Source organism: Bradyrhizobium aeschynomenes, from assembly GCF_013178945.1.
In the GTDB taxonomy this organism is placed as follows: Bacteria; Pseudomonadota; Alphaproteobacteria; order Rhizobiales; family Xanthobacteraceae; genus Bradyrhizobium; species Bradyrhizobium aeschynomenes.
The window spans coordinates 297,333-317,801 of the sequence record NZ_JABFDM010000004.1 but is presented as its reverse complement, the minus strand read 5'-3'; the positions used below and the strand labels follow the sequence as shown (position 1 = coordinate 317,801).

Genomic DNA, 20,469 nt, shown 5'->3' with positions numbered 1-20,469 from the left:
CACGCGTCTGACAGGCGGTAATCAGGAACGTCTAGAAGCCGTGCCGCGGGCTATCCCGCATACTCTCGCCACCGCTCCCAACTCGACCAACAGACCGGATCGTGTTCGCGTTCTCCGGAATAGGTTCACCGCCTTATCGGGCCGTCCACGTCATCGCGTTTTGGCGCCGCCAAACATCACGGTGATGCGACTTCAGTCGTTCTCTAGAGCGTACGTCCCCTTTGCGGCCCAGAGCGCTCGTGCCCGTTCGCCCTGGTCGCTTTGGAGCTTTTCGGCCACCCACAGTAACGCGCCGAAGATGGTTGCGCGGTCGCTGGTGAGGTTGACAAGGCCGGCTTTGACGACGAGGCCACCCAATTCAATGAGCTGCCGCGTGCGCTTGCGACGTTCGACCTGCCAGTTGCGCATGTCAAGCCGTGCCCTTGCGGACTGATGCCGATTGCGGGCCGCTCTGCTGCGCAGGAGCGCCATCTGTGTTGCGGTCAGTTGCTGCCGAAGTTCGCCGTGCTCTGCTTTGAAAAAACGCGGCCCCGCGCTTGGCCCATGCCTCCCTCTTTCCGGCCTCTTTCGTCTCGGCCAGCACAATGAGCGCGCCCACGAGTTCGTCAGCGCTGAGCGCGTCAGCTCCTGTAGCAATGACGAGCTCGCCCAGCTGTCGCACCTTGCGTGTTTTCAGCTCGCGTGCCTTGTCGTCAAGCACTTTCAGGTCCGCATCAAAGTCCCTTGGTTTGCGCATGGTCGCCTCCATGAGTGGCAATGGAGAAATGATAGCTTGGCACCCCGCACAATGCTTTAAGGTCATCAGGACGAGCTGAGACGGGATAGTCCCTCCCGAGAATTTTTCGAGGGAGGGCGCGCTTATACGTCGTTCCGACGTGCGCTTCGCTGTGCCAGTGATTGGATCGCAATGGCGATCTATCATCTTCACGTCAAGGTTATTGGCCGCAAGGCCGGGAGCAGCGCGTTGGCTTCAGCCGCCTACCGCTCGGGCTCGCGGCTGCGCGATGAGCGCCTCGGCCGTGATCAGGATTTTTCTGGAAAGCGCGGCGTCGTTCATTCCGAGGTGATGCTGCCGGAGAACGCGCCACGGGCATGGAGCGCTCGGGAGCGGCTTTGGAACGATGTCGAAGCGTTTGAAGTCCGGAAGGACGCCCAGTTGGCCCGTGAGGTCGAATTCGCCCTTCCGCGCGAGCTGAGTGAGGCGCAGGGCATCGAGCTATCCCGGGACTTCGTTCGGACCGAGTTCGTGGGTCTGGGCATGGTTGCCGACCTCAATGTGCATTGGGACAGGGTCGAGGACGGACTGCCAAAGCCCCACGCTCATGTCATGTTGACAATGCGCTCGGTCGACGAGAACGGCTTTGGCCAGAAGGTGCGGGATTGGAATCGCACGGAGATGGTCGAGCGCTGGCGCGAACGCTGGGCGGAGCTTGCCAACGAGCGTTTGGCCGAGCTCGATATCGACGCGAGAATCGATCATCGCAGTCTCGAAGCCCAGGGCATCGCGCTGGAGCCGCAAAGCCAGATCGGCGCACCGGCCAAACGCATTGAGGGTCGGGACATCGCAGGCAAAGGGGCTGAGGCTGACCGCGCCGAGATGCACCGCGAGATCGCACGGAACAATGGCGCGCGGATCATCGCCGATCCCTCCCTTGGACTGGACGCCATCACCCAGCAGCAATCGACTTTCACACGCCGGGATTTGGCGAAGTTCGCGCATCGTCACAGTGATGGGCTCGACCAGTTCAACCAGGTGGCGGGCGCGATGCAAGGAGCGCCCGATCTGGTCGAACTCGGCAAGGACGCACGCGGCGAGGATCGGTTCACTACCCGCGGAATGATCGAGGCAGAACAGCGCCTGCATCGCGCTTCCGAGCTGCTGGCGGACCGGCAGCGCCATGAGGTCCGTGACGTGGACCGCCAAGCCGCTTTGGTGCAAGCGGAAGCGCGCGGTTTGGTGCTGTCGTCCGAGCAGACGAAGGCGCTGGCGCATGTCACGAATGGACGTGATCTGGGGGTTGTGATCGGCCATGCCGGGACGGGAAAGAGCGGGATGCTGGGGGTGGCGCGCGAGGCCTGGGAAGCGGCAGGCTTCGAGGTCCGGGGCGTGGCGCTGTCTGGCATTGCGGCTGAGAACCTCGAAAGCGGATCGGGCATTGTGTCGCGCACGATCGCCAGCCTGGAGCATGGCTGGCAGCAGGGCCGCGACGGGCTGACGTCCCGCGATGTGCTTGTCATCGACGAGGCCGGTATGATCGGCACGCGCCAGCTCGAGCGCGTGCTGTCGCATGCGACCGAGGCCGGCGCCAAAGTTGTGCTGGTCGGCGATCCGCAACAGTTGCAGGCCATCGAGGCTGGCGCTGCCTTCCGCTCCATCCATGAGCGTCACGGCGGCGCCGAAATCGGTGAAGTGCGCCGTCAGCGGGAGGACTGGCAGCGCGACGCCACACGGGATTTGGCGACCGGCAAAGTGGGCCATGCGCTCGAAGCCTACCGCGCTCACGGCATGGTGCACGAGGCCCAGACCCGCGAGCAGGCGCGCGGCGATTTGATCGACCGCTGGGATCGTGATCGGCAGGCCTCACCGGATCGGAGCCGGATCATCCTCACCCACACCAATGACGAGGTTCGCGCGCTGAACGAGGCAGCGCGCGAGCGGATGCGGGCCGCCGGCGATCTGGGCGATGAGGTGCATGTGACGGTCGAGCGCGGCGCGAGAACTTTTGCCAGCGGAGACCGGCTCATGTTCCTGCAGAACGAGCGTGGCCTTGGTGTCAAGAACGGCACGCTCGGGACCATTGAGCTGGTCAGCGCGCAATCCATGACCGTGCAGACCGACGATGGCCGATCCGTGCGCTTCGACCTCAAGGATTATAGCCGGATCGACCATGGCTATGCGGCGACGATCCATAAGGCGCAAGGCATGACGGTTGACCGCGTTCATGTGCTGGCGACGCCAGGTATGGATGCCCACAGCAGCTATGTAGCGCTGTCTCGGCACCGCGACAGCGTGGAGCTGCATTATGGTCGTGAGGATTTCGCCAATGCGGATCGGCTGACTCGCACACTGTCGCGCGATCGCGCCAAGGACATGGCCTCGGACTACGATCCTGCCGATCCGGTCCAGAGCTACGCCGGGCAGCGCGGGATCACCTTCAGCGAGCGCGTGGCCAAGATCGTGCGCAAGACCGTGCCGGGGAAGCTGCGCGAGATGTTGGACGACCTGCGCTCGCCTACGGAGGTGCCCGGGCACGATCGCGAGCTGGGACCACAGCGACAAGCGCCGGAAGGGGAAAGGAACATTGCCTCCACAAAGCGCCGCGATACCGAAGCGCGGGAAACGGAGCTCGCGGAAGGACCGGAAGCGGAAGCGCGCCGTGTGCGGACCCGAGCGCTGGTGCGCCATGCCCGAGCTGTGAATGCAATCTTCGCAGCGCAGGAGATGGGCGGCAGGGCAAGCCCCGAGCAGTTGGAAGAACTGCACGTGGCCCGCCAAGCCTTCGAGAAGGTCCGGCCCTATGCCTCGCACGCCGCCGAAGCCGCGTACAAGCAGAACCCGCAGCTGGCCCGTGAGGCGGCTGGCGGCCAGGTCGGCCGCACTGTGCGCGCGCTCCAACTCGAGACCGAACTGCGCATGGATCCGAGCCGCCGCGCCGACCGCTTTGTGGAGCGCTGGCAGAAGCTCGAGCAGACCAGTCAGCGCCTATATCAGGTCGGCGACATGACCGGCTACAAGGCCGCGCGCGCAACAATGGGCGATATGGCTAAGAGCCTCGAACGCGACCCGCAGCTGGAATCCATCCTCGCCAGCCGCAAGCAGGATCTTGGCATCGCCTTCGAGTCGGGGCGCCGGCTCGGTCAGGAACTGGCGTTCGCCCATGGCATCGACCTCGGCCGTGGCCGGGGCCTCGGATTCTGATGCATCCCGTTTGCCGCCATTCCTACGCCACAGCTGGCGACACGCGAGATTCTCTTCTCTCCGAGATGTTTGGCCTGTCTGGTCTCAACAGTTCTCAGAAGCAGTCAGCGAGAGGCATCGCCACCATGCGCGGACCAGACCGTATCATCCGTTTAAAGACCGTCCTCGTCAGGACCGGGCTGTCCCGATCCACCATCTACCGCAAAATCGCCGAAGGCACGTTCCCGCCTCAGCTCAAAATCAGCGCCAACGGGACCGGCTGGCACGAGTCCGATATTAACCGCTGGATCGCCAATCCCGTCTCATGGCGTCCAAAACGTCCGTGCGATGACGTCTGATCAGCTGCTCAGGGCTAACTTTGCCTTGAGCGCGCGGCGTAAGGTCGGGTTTCTGGTGATCTACCTTGGCGGGCCGCAGACCCGCTCTCCAATTCGCACCTCGCGATCGCGCATGATCGGAGCGGATAGACCTAGTCTGGCTAGGCTCGAGTCGAATACGAGCGTCGTTTCTCCGGCGAGGTCTTTTGAAGCGGAAGTAGCGCGGCTTCCGTTGCGCAGCTATTACGGGCTGACAACTCCAACGCCGCCTAGGTTAGCATAGCGCTAGTGGATACTAGAGACGATTCGACCAATGCAAAATGAGCCGCGAGCACAACGTGCCCCAAGGCGCATCGTCGAGGCGGTCATGTTCGACCAACCGATAGGTGCAATGTCAGCTCGTGAGCTTCTATCGCTGTCCGAAGATGCATGGGGCACCCTCCGGGACCGGTTAACGGACGGTGCCCGTGGCCACCAGGACGGGTTAACGGCGAGATGCCTACGCTGCGAAAGCCGTGTCTTTATCCAGACGAGGAAGCAGGGCGAGCGCCGGCTGCCCTATTTTGTGCACTACAGGGGCGGGGATCCTAGCTGCCCATGGCACCATGGCAGCTCACTTTCGATCGACGAGGCCCGAGCAGCCCAGTACCAGGGCCAGCAGGAATCCCGTACCCATCGGATGCTCTGCGAACAGATCGACGAACTCGCCAAGGCCGATGTCCGATATGTCCGCAGTACCGTCGCACAGTACCTACCGCCAACAGAGAACAGCTTTGGTAGATATCCAGACGTGTATATCGAGTGGCAAGACCTCGCGCCGTTTGTGATCGAAATCCAGCTCTCCAATACCTTCCAAACGGAAATCTCCGCCCGCTGCCACCATTATGAGCGCGAAGGCATCAACCTGATCTGGGTGCTTTATGGGGTCGATCCTACGACTGATGATATCCCGCAAAGTTTTCGCGACGTAATCCGCCGGCATCGCGGCAATGCGTTTGTCTTGGACCACGAAGCGATCCAGGCATCCCACGAACAAAAGACGATCGTCCTGAAGTGCTATTTGAAGCACGGTGAGGGCGCGTACGATCCGCCGAAACTGGTTCGAATTGACGCGCTGACGTTTCGAGGGCAAGCGCTTCCATATCTCGAAGACCGGATAACAGCCACTCTTAAGGCGGAGATCAACGGACAAAGAGCGGCTTGGTTCAAGGCACTTGAACCTTACCGCGACAATTGGGAACGGACTATCGTTCACGCACCGGCTGTGAGAGATGCGATCGCAGCTTTAAGCCATCGCTTTGGTGTCATCTCCTCGTACGGTCCCGGCGAAGCAGAAGAGATCGCTGTCGTCCGCCTGATCGCCATCGTCTTCACCGTGATCTCGGCCGCTAACGGGCACTTCCGGAACTATGCAACGCGGCACGACAATATCCGCGCGATGCTCAACACGCTCTTGAATAGCGTGGAGGAGATGCAGCGCTATGCTCTCCTGATCGAATTCCTTCTCAGGCATAGCAATCAACACAACCTCTTGAGCGGCAAGGTTGGCGAACATATCGAGCGTGCAAAGGCGGCGGCGGAGGGTAATCTCTGTCTCGAGGGCGAGATCGAGTGGCAGATTATGGCTCATCTCGTGCCAGAGGTGTTCAACCGCATCACTCGCGAGGAGATGGTTTATCTAGATGAACTACCGACTTGGGCCTCTGTCGTGACGTAAAGTCGGTGGCCCGGATCCTGGATAGGTCTCAAGGTAAGCCGCCTCACTCCTCTGACCGCGACGGCGTCTCTCGGCTCAGCTCTTCTGAGGCCATCGCGAGTCGCTCGTAAATTCGGTTGCGGGGTCTTCCAAGACATAATCAGGAAGCGCATCGAACTGCTCTTTGGGCAGTCTCAACATCTGCTCGCGGATTTCTCTCACGGTCTCGTCCAACTGCGAACCTAGATAGTGCTCAATGATCAGCTCACAATGGCGCGACAATTCCGTCAGCGTTCGAGTGTTGGGAACGTTCCGCCTCGCCAGCATAGCAGCCAGGAGGCCGCTCGGACGCTTACCGAATGACGCATCTTCCACGAGATTGACGCTGGCATAGGACCGCTCGAGCCTCAGATCGGCGTGAGCGTTCTGGCTGTTTCCTAGCTCCATGCACCACAGATGAAGTTCCTTCTGTGGCGCAAGCGCCCTTGAAAATATCCTGAGACAGGCGCGTTCGCATGTTCGAGTTGAAGCATTTTGCATAGGCAACGATATCGGCCTCGAAGTAGGCTCTCTTGTCGAAGTCCTGCGGGTTGGTTTTTGCACGTTCAAACGTAAACTGTTCCACAGGCGCGCAGACGAGGATGTGCCGCGCTCAGATTCTGCTCGAAGTTCGGAAATGATTCACCGGCCGACGGTTCTGCTCTCTCAGACAGTTCAGCCGCACGCCCGAACACGTAAATAGGGAACTCGAGATCCGCTTTGATGAGCGCGTACCCGCCGAATTACTTTCCGATCTTGCTGGTCAGTTTTTTCATCATAGATCCCCTTGCCAGGATCAGCCTAGCATAGGATCGGGCGAAACAGCGCTAGGGGCCCGTGCTTGTTACGCGATTTGGCCGCCGGTGTGATAGAATTTGGCCATGACTGAGTCTGCCCCCACTACCGAGAAATCGGAGAAGCCTGGCGTCCTCCTTGGCAATGTCGGCAAGCCGATCAAGCTGTCCGGCGTACAGTTGGATGGCATTTCGGCGGAAGCGGGCCGAGCCGGCGACTCCATCAAAGTCTGGACGCGCCTTGCACTGACTTCCGACGACCGTTTTTTTCACCGTGTGGCTGAAAGTCTCAGCGGGCACATCGAGTTTATGGCCCGACAGTCAGGGCAGGCTGTAAGCCTCAAGAACGCGGGATATATCCTGCTTGTCGTGCATCCGGATGACACCGCCGAGCTGTGGGTGGACGCGACGGCTGTCGCGCTGCGCATCATGCCAAAGCGGGACATGGTCGCCGGGAGCGTTCTCTTCAACAACGACATCGCTGACGTGACTGGAATGTCGTTTCCGCGCGTCGACATTGGCGAAAAGGACCGTATCGTCTGCATCTTCCGCGAAGGTTGGCGTTTCGGGCTCTTTTTCGATGCCAATCCGGACGGACAGCTCGGCATCGCGGAGATGCAGCGCGACCTTGGCACGCTCTATCGGCGGCTGGCGCATCGCGACCTCTACGACGCCATCGCAGACCAGGCAACCTTTTCGCGACTGCTGGCCGCAGGCTGGTTTCCATTCGTTGAAATACTCGGAGCCGAGTTCCAGACGCTCGCCAACTCCTGCGAAGCAGGATTTGATTTGAACGATGAAGAAGTGCAGCTTCTTGCGAAATTTGATGCCGAGCGACTCGAACGCATGTTCAAGCGCTGGGTGTCTAGGCCGCATTTTGCGGGCAAGGAACCGCTATTGCGATCGGCCGTGAAGTCTTTCACGAATGACGACGCCGTGCCGGTCCTGAAGATCGTGCTGACCGAAATCGAAGGCATTCTCAACGAGGCGTACCGGAAAGTTCGCGGCCAATCGGCCAAACTCAAAACCCTGCTTGCGTTCGCCGTTTCATCCGCGGAGGCCAAGGCGGGGCGACCCGATACTCTCCTATTTCCGACCGCCTTCGCCGAATACCTTCAACAGTATACCTTCGCCAACTTCGATCCTTCCACGTCATCCGGATCGGCTGGTTCACGCCATGCCGTTGGTCACGGTCACGCGGCGGCGGAAACCTACACGATGGTGCGTGCATTGCAGGCCATTCTGACGCTCGACCAGCTGGCCTTTTATACGTGAAGGACGACGAGCGTGGATCTTCTGCAGGCGTTTACCGACGATTCCGCAGCTCAAGCCGGCGACAAGCGGCTGTTTTTGGCTGGCTACCTGCACCGGGCCGATGTGTGGGCCTCGTTCTCGAAGGACTGGCACAAGGAGCTGAAGGCCTGGCCCGCGATCGAATACCTCAAAGCTTCCGAAGCCCATCACCTCAGTGGCCAATTTCATCACAGCCAATGGGATGAGCAGATGAGGGATGCCAAGCTCGCCAAGCTGGCGGCGATCATCGCTCACTATCAGCCGGTCTCGTACGAGTTCTCTGTAAACGGCCGGTTGTTTGAAGACGAATTGAAGCCTTTCTCGCCTTACGGATTTGGACGGCTGCATTTCACGATGTGCTTTGCGGTTGTCTCTGGTGTAGCCCGCTTCACCGCCGAAAGCCCGATGCGTGCTCCTGTTCAGTTCATCTTCGACGAGCAGCAGGGCGTGGATGCCGATGTCGAGATGTTTATAGCCGAGATGATAAAGGCTCTTCCGGTCGAGGCTCGCAAGCTGATCGACGGTCTTCCCCAGTTCAAAAATGAGAAGGAGCAACCATATGCGCCTCTCCAGGCGGCTGATCTGCTTGCATGGCATTTACGGCGCGAGCATGAAACCGGTGAAAAGCTGGCCAGAACAAATCGTCTCATCAGCAACGACGGCCATCTTGTTCAGGAAATCCCCGACGAGGTGCTACGGAGTTGGGCGAGCCACCACGCCACCCTTCCCGGGGTGCCGTTGCTTCAATCAAAGCAACAATGGAAAGACTTCAAGGCCGAGCACAAGAGGCTCATAGCCGCCGGCATCGATCCTTCAAAAATCAAGGGACCGGGAGTCTATTATCCTGAAGGGTCGACGGCCTTGAGCCGGGGTATAGCTTACCTAGGGCGGCTGTTCCGGCGCAAATGACTCTGTACGCGGCTTTTGGTGGGCTATGCGGCTTCGCTTGCCTGAGACACTCGCGCATGGGCCGCCGCTTCGCGGTACCGTATCCCTGCCCGTCGCGCGGATACCCTGTTGGCCGGTCTCGCGACAGGGCTTGCTTCGGATCAGTACTAGCTCACCGATAAGAGGGCTTCACCATTTGCAATTAGCGCCTCTATTGTACTGGCATTTGAACGCTCCGGTCATTCCAAAATGCAAGTCACTTCACAGGATCTCAAGCGACCGCCCCACCTTCCCGAGATATCCGTACTCAAGAACCCGTTTGAGGGCGTGCCGCAAGCCGAACGCGTGAAGCTTGCCCGCGAACGAGGCGAGAAAGCTAAGACTGAATTCGCCGAGCTGACTGAATCCCTTGCCGGCAAGTTAAAGCCGATTGAGCCGGTGGACGCCATCTGTTGCGCCGGATATTTGCTCGTTTTCATTGGCGGCAAGCCATTCAGAGAAGATGAGCTTTCCTTCGGCCAACATCAGGCCGAACTCCTTCAGGCTCTGCTGCTCCGCCACCCGGTCGACTTCTACGAGGGTGTGGTGGGTACGCCAGATCAGGTCGAAGAGGCGCTCAATCTTTCGAAGCAACTGGCGGACGCACGGCTCGATGCCCAATACGCAGACTTCCCCGAAGATGAAGTCGATTTCTCTCGACGCCTAGTCATTGAGGAGATACGCAGCCATACGCAGGTCATTCGCGGCGACTTCTATCCCGAACAGCATGCGCGTTTGCTCCGGCCAATCCTCGAACGCATCGACAATTCATTCAAGGCACAATTCGGCGTCGCAGCAACGATCGTATTCGATCTGCTGGCGCGACTCTGCCTGAGGATCGAAGATCGATTGAACCTACATGTGCACAAGATCAGCAGGATTTTTGGCGCGCAAACGCTAAAGGCTGTTGCTGCGACCTATCTGGACGCGTTTGCGGGCGAGCAATTTACAGTCGAAAGCCTACGGGAATTGTTTCCCAATATGACCGACTCGGAACGGCTGCCCCAGGTGAGAATGACGATGGTTGCACACTCCAACCTTCGCTTGCCTGCCGTATTCACGCTGACGGACGACGATCTTCGTGAAGAGCTTGAACATCTGAAGGCGGTTAAAAGTTTCGATGGCGCAAAATCCATTCTAAATGCACTATCGATTACATTTGGTGAATTGGCCGATAAACCCATCGACCATATCGTGCTGGACAACCCTGTATGGATACGCCCGTTCATCCGGCAGAGCGAGACGTGGATGTTGCCAGTACCAACAACCGTCTACAGCTACCATCCGGATATTTTTCGAGCTCTGTGTGATGCAACGGAGCAGTTGAAAACCCAGTATGAAGACGCCAGGGCTATTGTCCTGGAAAGCAAGGTCGCCGACCTGCTCGGATCAGCTCTCCCGAAAGCAACCGTTTCGCGCTCCGTAAAATGGCATGACCCCGAAACCCAGAAGGACTTTGAGAACGACGTCGTGATTCAGCTTGCCGGCTGGCTTCTTCTCGTCGAAGCTAAGTCTGGCGAAGTTACGGCGAGTGCCCGGCGCGGAAGCTTCGACCGCCTCAAGCGTGAGATACGCAAGCTCATGCTCGATCCAGCCGAACAATCGGCCCGCTTCGCTGCGTATCTCACCGCGAACCGTGAAGTGCATAAGTTCATCTGCGCGGATGGCAGCACTTGCGAGATCGATAGCCGCGCCATCATCGACATCATTCGATTGAATGTTACAAGCGAAAACATCGGAAATCTCAATGCGCGCTCGGGAGAGCTTAGAAAGGCTGGACTGGTTCCGGAAGGGGCCGACCTGCCGCCGACCATGGGCGTTGGCTCGCTCGACCTCCTTGTGGACCTTCTCGGCAGTCCGAGCGCTATCGTCCACTATCTTTGGCGGCGGAAATCGTTCGAGGCAAACGCGAATTACGTCGCGGACGAGCTTGATCTCATCGCTTACTATCTTAAGACCGGCTTCAACATTGGCGAGCAGGAGACAGACGGCACGTTCCTGATGATCTACGGCTACTCTCGTGCGTTCGACATTGCCCTCACGCAGTCGCGCGACAAGCAGCTTGGAGCCCAAGTCTCGGCGGCTTTGACCCCTTATTGGCTTGGACTGATTACTCAGAGAGAAACGGAGGAAGGCGACGACTGGCTATCTGACTGCCTGCAGCTTCGGAACGTTCCGCTTGAGCACCAGTCTATCCTGGAGAAGCCGATTCGCCACGGAGTCTACCAATTCAAGAAGAAGGGCCTTCGTGTTATCATCGAGACGTTCGGGCCTCAAATCCGAACAGAAGGCGTTATTGCGCTCGTTCGCGGCGAAAGGGACGAAGAGGAGCTGACCCCAAAATTGGAAGAGGCTTTGGACGCGATGGCGGCGGCCGGAATAGGCGCGCCACTGTTCCTGATGTTTGTGCCCCCCGTTGCGGGCGTGGCGAGACGAATTTGCACCGTTAAATCAAAGGGCGAACTGCTCGCGGCAGGTAAGCTTTAACAAGCGGGGTATCGTCCTTGGTGCCTTCCTCTAGAGTCCCGCTTGGTCCACTATCGCGGTCGGGGAATCGTGATGTGGGAGCCCCTATGAGATGGAACGGGTTCGACAAGTTCGTCAGCGATGAGGTAAGCCAAGCGCTCGGAATGCACGTCGAGCTCATTGGCCATGGGAGGGCGAGCGACGGCCGCTTTTGCTTCGCAAAGAGGCTAAAAAGCCGTTGCCGGTCGTGCAGCGTGCCTTCTGAAGGAGCACGTCGATGCTGAGCAGGATATACCTTGCGAAGTCGAAGAGCGGCCATATTGCCGAGTGCGAAGATTGGCAGAAACGATCACCAAATTTGGATCGGCACGGGCCGTAGAAGATCAAGTTGAAGCCACCCTACGACGGATGGGCATCCCGTCGGAAGTGTCTCTTGGCCGCGGAAGCGCTCACAACATGTCGATCATTATCAAGACCGATGATGCGGGCCGAACGCGCCTTGAGGAATTAAAAGCGGTGGCGAAGCGGGCCCGTGACCAGGAGAAGTTGGCGGCCACTTTATCGCAAGCCCTAGACGTGTTGAACCTATCCGCTGGGCCATAGTTCGACCTGCTCCGCGAGCCGCGATCCGGCAACGTCAATACCTCGCGCGATTCATACGCAAGGAATGCATTGCAATGCCTTATAGAACCTAGCCAGCCTTTAGTTTGCTAATTGCGGGATCAGAGAACCCAAAGCGTACTTCGAGCAAGTCGTCGTCTGCATCGGCTTGCTTTGTAAGGCTCACCGATTCCATTGTTAACCCCTGACGCAAGGCCATTTCGAAGGGGTTCTGGAAAGGTCGCCCCGGGTGATCGAACTGCGCAAAGAGCTCTTGGGCCGTCGTCCTGCCGGCTAATACTTCCTGAATTTGTCGCGCCGATAGCTTGACCGATCCTGTCATTAAACCTCCCGAATATTCAATGTTCGCATGGGTCTGCCCCTCATGGTCTCGTGCGCGGCCGATCCAATAGAGAGCATCTCGCGGCGTTGCCACCGGCTGGGGAAGCTGGGCTAGGCCACGATTGATCAAAGCGATTAACTGCTCTTCCGGCAGAGCATTGGCTGCGCGCGGATTGCTGTAGAGGCGGCCAGTGATTTTCAATTCCTTGAAAACGCCCGTAAAGGCATCCACGCGGCTCGGCGGAAATACCAACACCACAACGAAGGCCACCGACGAGTGCTGTCGGAAGAACTCGGCAATGGTTTCGTCAAGGCCAACTTGCTGCATCTGGCGCCCTGGCTTCGACAACAGCGCACATCCCCCATCGCAAAGGATTATCCCGCAAGGATCTGTGGCACTGGATTTTTTGAGCTGGGCGGCTTTTGATTTTAGGGCCGTAAAGACCGGGTTTTGCGTTCGCGATTGCGCAGCGGTATAGGCAGGATAACCACCGCCGCTGTGGCGCTCGCTCTCATCATAGGACAACGAAAACGCTACACCAGGCTCGTTCACCTGCAGGGTTGCGCGAGCCTGCTTTTCGTCCGCGAGTTGGCGGAACCATGGGCCGACATGCTCAGCGAGAAACACATCGAGCTCGGACAATTTGGGAAGCTTCAGCCGCGTCTTCTGCTTGTGCGGTGACGGACCGTCTGTGACGCCCGACACGCGATAATCCAAACTTCCAGACAGGCGGTATTTGCGCTTGAGCCTGTGCAGACTTTGCGAGAAGCGCATAACCGGATTCTCGTCCTCGAGCCCCGCGTCCGAAACCATGGTGACATCTGCGACGAACCGGATCGATCCCCCGTTCTCGGCAAAGGTGATGTCGGGCCGGCTCGGCCCGCCATGCGTATCTGCCTCGTAAGATATCGTCCCGGCCTGGCCGAGCGCGAAGAGCAACGCCAATTCCCACTCATAGCCGAGCGCGGACGCGTCGCTTTGATTGAGCCCATGCGCCAGCTTCGCGCAGGCCTCGGGCGAAAGCTTCGTCTTGAGATCGTCTAGAAGGCGCTGCAAAGAGCGCCGTGCAAACATGGCCATGCTAATGTCCCGGGTGGCGTCTGACGCGACGAATCGTGGCCAGACGAAAATTGGTGTCGATATTACCCGCCAACGAAGGCTATTTGTTGTAAGATATCGTTTGACGCTCGTTTCGTCCTGCTGCAGTTTCCGTTAGAAACGCCAAGCTTCCGCTGCGGCAAAAGGGATCGAGGCGGCAGCACAAATCCGGAGCGTTCCGACGGGATTGGGGGTCGTTAGAGCATGGGCGGCACGGCTCCGGAAAGGGTCGCCCAATCTCGGCCCAAGCTGGCGATTCGTTCCTTTTTGCCATGAGCACCCGACTACGAAGACCCCGATTTCAGGATTCTCTGCAAAGGCTCCACAAATCAGGTTTGCTTCGAGCACTAAATCGGAGTGCGCGACGGCGGCGTTACCGGTCAGCCGGTAACCTGCTATGATCCGCGATTGTCCTCCAACATGCCGCAACGGACGGCAGCCCGATGGAATCGGCTCCCAGCCCTGAAGAAATCCAGCAGTTTCTTGAAGGCCTCGTTCCGCCGCAGTTTCCGGACGAGGTCTTCGATCCGCGCGACGCTGCTCTTGGACAAGTCGCAGACTGGAAAAGGAGCAATGCAAGCGCAGAACTGGCGGGCTTGCTTACTGAGCCGCACTTCCACGCGAACACCATCCGGCTCGAATGGTTGCAACGGCTGGTTCTTTCCAAATCCACCGGTAGACGGAAGCCGCAGCCCCGCGATCTAGGTACGACGCTGAATGACGGGCTCGGCCGCGCCGGCGTGCTGCGTCTCGAAGATCCGATCGAGGATCTCTTTTGCGATCGTATCGCGACGAGCCGTGGTGATTTCAGGATTTTCATGGGCGTTTGGGAGGGGGCCGGCGCCTATACGCAAACGCTTCTCGATGCCTTCGAAGCACTTCCTCCGGGGGGCTTGAAGGATCAAACACTGCGCTCGGTCTATGCCTTACTGCAACTCAGCGAGGCGCTTGCCGCGCGCGCAGGCGTGGACCGGGATACGCTTTCGTCGGGGCAACCGGCGGGCCAGCTCACCGTCCCAGGGGCGGAAGAGCTCAAGCGCCTCTCGCGCCGTGTTCGGTTTACGGATGTGGATCTCGAACGGCTCCAAATCGACAAGCGAGCCCTGACGCCGTTCTTCTTCCAGGCCGGCCAAGAACGGTATGTCAGCGATCGCCCCATCGGTGAAACGCCGCTCGAATATTATCCGCTGCAAGCAACTTCGTCGGGCGTCACCGTTCTTGTTCCCTCGAATCTCTCGGTTGCGCTGCGAGCCGTTCTGGTCAATGCGGCCAATGCCGGGGGCTTGGGCGAAACGCTTCAGGAGGCGCTCCTCATTGAGCAGGAGGCTCATGCCGAGCGCTCGGGATTTTGGCCTGTCCCATCGTTGAGGCTGTCGCCACCCAACCAACACATGATGCGCGCCAGCGTGTGCGCTTATGCGCCTGGCCGATTTCTGCATGTCATCCAGCTCCCGGCAACGTTCGAGGATTTTCCAAGGCGCGGCTTCGGATCGGTACGGCCGCTCGGCCTCGAAGCAAACCAATTCGTTGCCGAGGATGTCGAGCGCTTCTGGCGGTTTTTGCGCGAGCAGCCGGATTTCCGGATGGGAATGACAGTCCTTCTCCTCGGTGGTTGGGGCACACCGCATAGCGTTGCCCCGCCGATCAACGACGCAGACGCGCCGGAGAATTGGCTCTATCTTCCGCTCAGCTTCATGGATGCTGCCGTAATCGGTGCCTGTGAGCATGGCCGGCTCAGGAGCATCATGCGATTGCTTCAGCAGATCTCACGTCTTCAGCAGGACGGCTTCGAGTTTCAGTATGTCAACGGTATCGCCAATCTGTTCGGCTTCTGGCGGACCACCGACGGCAACCTTGTTCCCGAGCACGCGAAGGAAGTCGAACCACCTTGCTTTCTATCCCTTCCGACCGACGAACTGCTGGCCCCGAGGCGCGAGGCCGCGCGGCACCTTGATGTCCGAGCTTTGCCGATGATCCCAGCGGGCTTCAAAATTGCCCAGCGCCTCGATTGGGACAATCCCTTGGATCTCAAGCCAATCTACGCGAGCCTCGATGATGCAAGGCAAAACCGGCTGCTCGGTGCCAGCGTCTTCGGCAATCATGTCTGGTGGCTCGAGTGCTCTGAAAATGGGGCCGCCGATCGAGACTGGCGCTACCGCGTGTGGCACGCGCTCTTTCAGTGGATTACGGCGGTCGGCCCAACCGTTCTTTCCAAACTGCCGCACGCTTTTCCAGGTGGCCCGCGCATGGTCGAAGTTCTCATACCGCCACGCTCAATGGCCGAGCCCATCAACCCGGCCACGCTCGGATCTCAGCAGGCGCGGGCCGCCTTGACTGTTCGGGCCGGGGCTCCCAGCAACCCAGTACAAATCGAAGTCAGCGAGGCTTGGCTTCAGCAACTGGGCGCAGTAGAGAACGATGCTGAAGTAGAGTTGATCGCTGCGATTCTGGAGGCGTTGGCTGCTTCAGGGGCAGTAACACGAGCTGCTCTCGCCGATGAAGTGCGCGCGGCCATTGGGTCGGTCGATTGGCGCTGGCTCCATATCCGCGAGTCTCTCACCCCTCTCGATTACCTGGCCGGATCAGGACTCATTGGCGCGATGCGCGAGCCGTCGCTTTCGGCCCACGCTCTCGCCAAATGCGGGTCGGTCTGGCGCTTTTGGGATCGCGCAGATGGCCTTGAGATTACGGGTGAAAACAACTGCAAGGATTTTCTTGCCAATTATCGGGCGACGCTGCTTGTCGAATTGACCGCTCGCATACGCGTCATGAACCGCCAAGAGCTTCTGATCGCCTGTGGCCGCCAATACCAGGCCGCCCGCGCCGAGCAGGATCAGTGGCGATCGACCATCCGCGCCATGCGCGCTATTCGCGGCGAGGCCGCCGACGTCGCGGCCTTCAAGCGGCAAAATGCCGTCAATTCCGTCGCCCGCGCCGCCAAAACCGTTTGTGAGGTAGCGGCGTGCGAGGCGGCTACCGAAGGCGGCCTTTCGCCATACCGGGATGATCTGGATGACCTGTTCGCACTGGCTTTGTTGATTGTTGGAAGCGGCCAGCTTTTTGCTTTAATTGGAGCGGGGCTGCATGAACCGACGCTCCGGATCAGCCCAGCCGGCGATCTCCTAAGCGACCATACCGTCCAGACGACCGTGCTTAAGCCCACTGTCGAGTTGATGAACCGGCGCGTCCTCGACGACGCCGCAGAAACGTACTCGCGCCGCAGAGCGCGTGAAACGCCCGCCTCCCAAGAACGGGAGAGCGCCTGGACCCCTGGGTTATGCGCGGCCATCGAAACGGAATACCAGACCTCGGTCGATAGCTTTATCAATCTGCAGTACGCGCTTGTACGGATGGCCCAAGCCCGGCGCGAAGGCGTCTTCACGATCCGCCGCGGCGAGCTTGGGCGTGCCCTGAACTCGGATGAAAGCTTTCCGTCAGACGACATCGGTACATTTCTTGAACGCCTGACGCTGCCAAGACGCCCGCGATGGTTGGATATTCCCATTGGACTATCCGAAGCAGACTTCAATCTTAGCCGTTTCGACCGGCCTTACTCGATCATCAATCGTCCCCTTGTGGCCTTTGATGATAGCCCCGACCCCTTGGTCCTTGTTGCGCCGATATTTGTCAGCGACGCAACCATGTATTCCTTCTCAGGTTTGCGCGAAGGCACGCTCAACAATACCTATTGGATATCCGACGCTGCCCGCGCTTATGCCGGGTCGCAAGGCCATGCCATGGGAGAACGATTTGAAGACGACGTGGGAGAACGTCTGCACAAACTCGGCCTGGAGGTGTGGACACGCCGGGCTCTGTCTTGGGCACTGAACATGAAGGTTGACCCCGCGCTGGGAAACATCGACGTGCTCGCCGTCAGTCATGACCGACGGCGCGTGTGGGTCATTGAAGCCAAGAACCTAAGGCTTTGCCGCACGGAAATCGAGATCGCTTCGCGCCTCGTCGAATATCGCGGCCGAATGAATCGGCACAAGAATGGCCGTGAGAGCCCCGACAAGATGCTTCGCCACATCCGGCGCGTCGAATTTATGCGGAGCCACGCCAAGGCGTTGTGCTCAAGGCTCAAACTGGACGCTCCGCCAGATGTACGGGGCCTCCTTGTGGTGGACGCTCCTCAGCCAATGAATTTCTTTGCGGCAGGTCAGATTCCGGATGGGCAAACGGCTATGCTTGATGCCCTCAATCATTTTCAATTTTGATAGCGATAAGATGCTCAGCAAGAAAAGATGAACTCTCCTCCTGACTTGCGTTCGGCGCACATTGAGACATTTGGATCCTTCATGACAAGACCCATCGCCGGATCATCAGCGTTATGAACACGGCCTACGGCAAGCCACCCGAGGTCAGCTGCCGTTCGATTTGCGCCATGTGAGATGGCCGCTCTTCTATCATCTTCCCGAGGACGGGATGCCCGAAATCAAGGCCGAGGCCGCTTCCTGCTCTCCGCCGGGCAGGAAGCGACCATCCCATTGATCTTCCACCGACGGCAGCGCGTCAACGAATGGTTTATCCTCGGCGATTCCGGCACCGGGCATTTCTTCAGTGCCGATCCCACCAAGATGATCGTACGCATCTATGGCGGTCCCGCGCGCGGAAACGCGCTTGTCTTATCAATACCGATGCTGGGTGGAAGGCTTTGCCGACGCTAAACACGGTGCCCTCCGCCGTCACATTGTGGAGCTTGTCGGCGGCTCCCTTCGACAGTTTGCCCAATCAGTGATCGCTCTGGGCCGCACCTATCCGGCCTCCGTCATGAATGTTCCCGAGGGAAGAAACTTCATCTTCGCCAAAATCGAACGGTGCGATGGCCCGTCCATTTATGGCGCTGTGGATCGCGGCGTTAAAGATTGGCGGATCGGCCAGCGGCTGCGCATCCGCCTGGACGAGGGATACAACAAGAAGACGGACCGATTGGATCCGTGCGCCACGGTTGTAGTATAGGCGCCGTATTCGTTCGAAGAGGTCGATGCCCGTCGCTAGACGGGCATCATCCATCCTTCCTACCGATTTTGCGGTCGCTGCCTCGAAGCCGTCAGCGAAAACCGTCCCCCATAGCTACCGAGGCACATGAAGCGCCGCTTGGCTGGCGCACCGGCACATCTACAATCATTTGTCTCGCTGGTGGGTTTGTCCCATGGAGTTTGATCTGAGCCAATACCACGCCCGCATCAAGAGATTCGATAGTTGCCGGCCGAATGAGCAATTCACATTCAAAGGCAAGTTCAGGCTTGTCTATTGCCGCAGCGTCGAGACGACCAGCGTGCTATGGTAACCCTGCGCGCCTCGGCGTCACGCGCTGCCGGAGGGCGCGCTGGCGGTGACCCATTGAATGATGCCATCCGTCATGTAAACTAGGGGGCCCCGAGTTGCTCCTGTGGCGCGAAGATAGTCGCTTAGCTGAGCGGCATGGTCGCGCCTATCTTGGTCGCTTGGCGCTACATCGCCTTCCAATTCAGGACAACTTCAGGCCGATCATCTTGAAGGGCGATAGGATCGATCCGCCCAGCTACCGCAGTCGCCGCGGGTGAACTCGAGACCTTTGCACCACGGCGCAGCTGAAGTTGTGGTCAAAGGCATCGCTAGGCAGCGACGCGCTCCGGATCTTCAACCTCAGCGTTCCCCTCACCTACAGCTTGGGCCAAGAAACGAGCCAACGCCGCCTTGCGCGAGTCGCGATCGAGCGCGTAGGCAGTTTGCTTGAATTTCACCCCGTCGAGAAGTCCTTTGATGTAACCCGAAACTGTATCGGCGGCCATGATGAGCGCGGTATCGAGTGAATGGATGTACTTGCTGGTGACGGACCCCTTCGAATGACCAACCAGCGCTGCGATCGTAACCTCGGTGAAGCCGAGATCGTTGGCGATGCTAGCAAAACTGTGACGCAGCACGTGAGGCGTGAAGTTTGGAAGTGACGATTTGCTGAACAACTGTTCCCAGTGGTTTGGGAAGCTGCCGAATGCGTTATCATCCCCGTACCCCGGGAAAACGTAAGAGCCGACTTTCTTCCTCTTTCGGGCGTCCATGAATTCCACCACAGGAAGCCCAATCGGTCGGATTGAGGCACCCTCCTTGCTGTCCGCTAGACGCAAACAGCTCGACTCGGTATCCACGTCCGACCACCTCAGGCCGATGATTTCACTGCGCCGGCAGCCGGTCAGCGCGATCTGGCGGATGATGTCGACCGTTATGGCGTACTTTTCGTCCTTTGCCGCTTCCTCCAGCATCTCGCCCAGCGTCCGGTACTCGGCCTCCGTGAGCCGACGATTGCGGACATTGTCCTTCGGCTTGCGAATGCCGTGGGCTGGATTGTGCTCGATGATCCCGGCCTCCACCGCATAGGTGAGAATGCCCCCGAGGAGACCAACGGTTCGCGTTGCCGTACCGACGCCACCACGTACATTGGCTCTGCCACGAAGCTTCTTGGTCTTGACGCTGGCACGGGTCTTCCCGGCCATGATGTCCTTCAGGACCTTGTTAACGTCTGCTTTGACAAGATCCTTGACACGGCGTGTGCCAATCAACGGAATGATGTGGCGATGGATGCGCCCAGTGTCGGTCACCAAAGTGGTCGACTTCTTCGGGCGTCCGCCCTTGCCAAGAATAAGGCCCGCTTCAAAGTCTTTGAGGTAGAGTTCGCAGAGTTCCTTGACCGTGACCGCCTTGTGGTCGAGCTGGCGCTCCTCTGCCGGGTTGTCACCTTGTGCTACCCGCCCCAGCTGAATCTTGGCTTCCTTACGGGCAAACTCCGGCGTCCAAACGCCGTGAACCCCGATGCTATAACGGCGAGAGCGGCCGGCCGAACGGTATTGAATTAGGTAGCTGCGCTTGCCCGACTTAAAGACGCGCAAGCCAAAGCCAGGCAGTTCGTCATCCCAGATCACGTAGTCCGTGCTTTGAGGTTCGGCGCCTTCGACAACGCGTTTACTGAGCTTAGGCATGGATTTTCTCTCCTCCGAAGC

Annotated in this window: 12 protein-coding genes; 8 read left to right on the top strand and 4 right to left on the bottom strand. The window is 59.1% G+C overall.

Annotation, left to right across the window (positions count from 1 at the left end; translation table 11 throughout):
- Positions 1-192: 192 nt before the first annotated feature.
- Together HL666_RS14400 and HL666_RS14395 are read right to left on the bottom strand one after the other, a co-directional pair.
- Positions 193-408, bottom strand: coding sequence for a conjugal transfer protein TraD (locus HL666_RS14400; RefSeq protein WP_172182048.1), 216 nt, complete (start codon positions 406-408; stop codon positions 193-195).
- A 1-nt stretch (position 409) separates the two neighbouring features.
- Positions 410-736, bottom strand: coding sequence for a conjugal transfer protein TraD (locus tag HL666_RS14395; protein ID WP_172182046.1), 327 nt, complete (start codon positions 734-736; stop codon positions 410-412).
- A 171-nt stretch (positions 737-907) separates the two neighbouring features.
- Here HL666_RS14395 and traA point away from each other — a divergent pair, with 171 nt between their 5' ends.
- The 6 genes from traA (at position 908) to HL666_RS14360 (ending at position 11,472) form a co-directional block, all read left to right on the top strand.
- Positions 908-3,919, top strand: coding sequence for a Ti-type conjugative transfer relaxase TraA (traA, locus tag HL666_RS14390; RefSeq protein WP_172182044.1), 3,012 nt, complete (start codon positions 908-910; stop codon positions 3,917-3,919).
- A gap of 125 nt (positions 3,920-4,044) precedes the next feature.
- On the top strand, positions 4,045-4,257 hold the full coding sequence (locus tag HL666_RS14385; RefSeq protein ID WP_172182042.1) for a helix-turn-helix transcriptional regulator: 213 nt from the start codon (positions 4,045-4,047) through the stop codon (positions 4,255-4,257).
- A 346-nt stretch (positions 4,258-4,603) separates the two neighbouring features.
- Complete coding sequence (locus tag HL666_RS14380; protein ID WP_172182040.1) at positions 4,604-5,953, top strand: DUF6035 family protein; 1,350 nt, start codon at positions 4,604-4,606, stop codon at positions 5,951-5,953.
- Between the two features lie 899 nt (positions 5,954-6,852).
- Entirely contained in the window at positions 6,853-8,040 is a 1,188-nt protein-coding gene (locus HL666_RS33980) for a hypothetical protein (RefSeq protein ID WP_210261903.1), read from the top strand.
- Between the two features lie 12 nt (positions 8,041-8,052).
- Positions 8,053-8,967, top strand: coding sequence for a DUF3800 domain-containing protein (locus tag HL666_RS14365; RefSeq protein WP_172182036.1), 915 nt, complete (start codon positions 8,053-8,055; stop codon positions 8,965-8,967).
- Between the two features lie 228 nt (positions 8,968-9,195).
- Complete coding sequence (locus tag HL666_RS14360) at positions 9,196-11,472, top strand: hypothetical protein (protein WP_172182034.1); 2,277 nt, start codon at positions 9,196-9,198, stop codon at positions 11,470-11,472.
- Between the two features lie 670 nt (positions 11,473-12,142).
- On the opposite strand, the gene HL666_RS14355 is transcribed toward HL666_RS14360, so the two are convergent.
- Complete coding sequence (locus HL666_RS14355) at positions 12,143-13,474, bottom strand: hypothetical protein (protein WP_172182032.1); 1,332 nt, start codon at positions 13,472-13,474, stop codon at positions 12,143-12,145.
- Between the two features lie 461 nt (positions 13,475-13,935).
- Here HL666_RS14355 and HL666_RS14350 point away from each other — a divergent pair, with 461 nt between their 5' ends.
- Complete coding sequence (locus HL666_RS14350; RefSeq protein ID WP_172182030.1) at positions 13,936-17,709, top strand: anti-phage protein Upx-like protein; 3,774 nt, start codon at positions 13,936-13,938, stop codon at positions 17,707-17,709.
- 403 nt (positions 17,710-18,112) lie between these two features.
- Positions 18,113-18,451 carry a hypothetical protein gene (locus HL666_RS14345; RefSeq protein ID WP_172182028.1) on the top strand — a complete coding sequence of 113 codons (339 nt, stop codon included), beginning with the start codon at positions 18,113-18,115 and terminating at the stop codon, positions 18,449-18,451.
- 638 nt (positions 18,452-19,089) lie between these two features.
- Here HL666_RS14345 and HL666_RS14340 read toward each other — a convergent pair.
- Positions 19,090-20,448, bottom strand: coding sequence for a tyrosine-type recombinase/integrase (locus HL666_RS14340; protein WP_172182026.1), 1,359 nt, complete (start codon positions 20,446-20,448; stop codon positions 19,090-19,092).
- Between the last annotated feature and the right edge of the window lie 21 nt (positions 20,449-20,469).

What these genes read in the sequence shown, in the direction of transcription:
- HL666_RS14400 (WP_172182048.1), bottom strand. Translation starts at nt 408, where the DNA reads ATGCGCAACTGGCAGGTCGAACGTCGCAAGCGCACGCGGCAGCTCATT.
- HL666_RS14395 (WP_172182046.1), bottom strand. Translation starts at nt 736, where the DNA reads ATGCGCAAACCAAGGGACTTTGATGCGGACCTGAAAGTGCTTGACGAC.
- traA (WP_172182044.1), top strand. Translation starts at nt 908, where the DNA reads ATGGCGATCTATCATCTTCACGTCAAGGTTATTGGCCGCAAGGCCGGG.
- HL666_RS14385 (WP_172182042.1), top strand. Translation starts at nt 4,045, where the DNA reads ATGCGCGGACCAGACCGTATCATCCGTTTAAAGACCGTCCTCGTCAGG.
- HL666_RS14380 (WP_172182040.1), top strand. Translation starts at nt 4,604, where the DNA reads ATGTTCGACCAACCGATAGGTGCAATGTCAGCTCGTGAGCTTCTATCG.
- HL666_RS33980 (WP_210261903.1), top strand. Translation starts at nt 6,853, where the DNA reads ATGACTGAGTCTGCCCCCACTACCGAGAAATCGGAGAAGCCTGGCGTC.
- HL666_RS14360 (WP_172182034.1), top strand. Translation starts at nt 9,196, where the DNA reads ATGCAAGTCACTTCACAGGATCTCAAGCGACCGCCCCACCTTCCCGAG.
- HL666_RS14355 (WP_172182032.1), bottom strand. Translation starts at nt 13,474, where the DNA reads ATGGCCATGTTTGCACGGCGCTCTTTGCAGCGCCTTCTAGACGATCTC.
- HL666_RS14350 (WP_172182030.1), top strand. Translation starts at nt 13,936, where the DNA reads ATGGAATCGGCTCCCAGCCCTGAAGAAATCCAGCAGTTTCTTGAAGGC.
- HL666_RS14340 (WP_172182026.1), bottom strand. Translation starts at nt 20,448, where the DNA reads ATGCCTAAGCTCAGTAAACGCGTTGTCGAAGGCGCCGAACCTCAAAGC.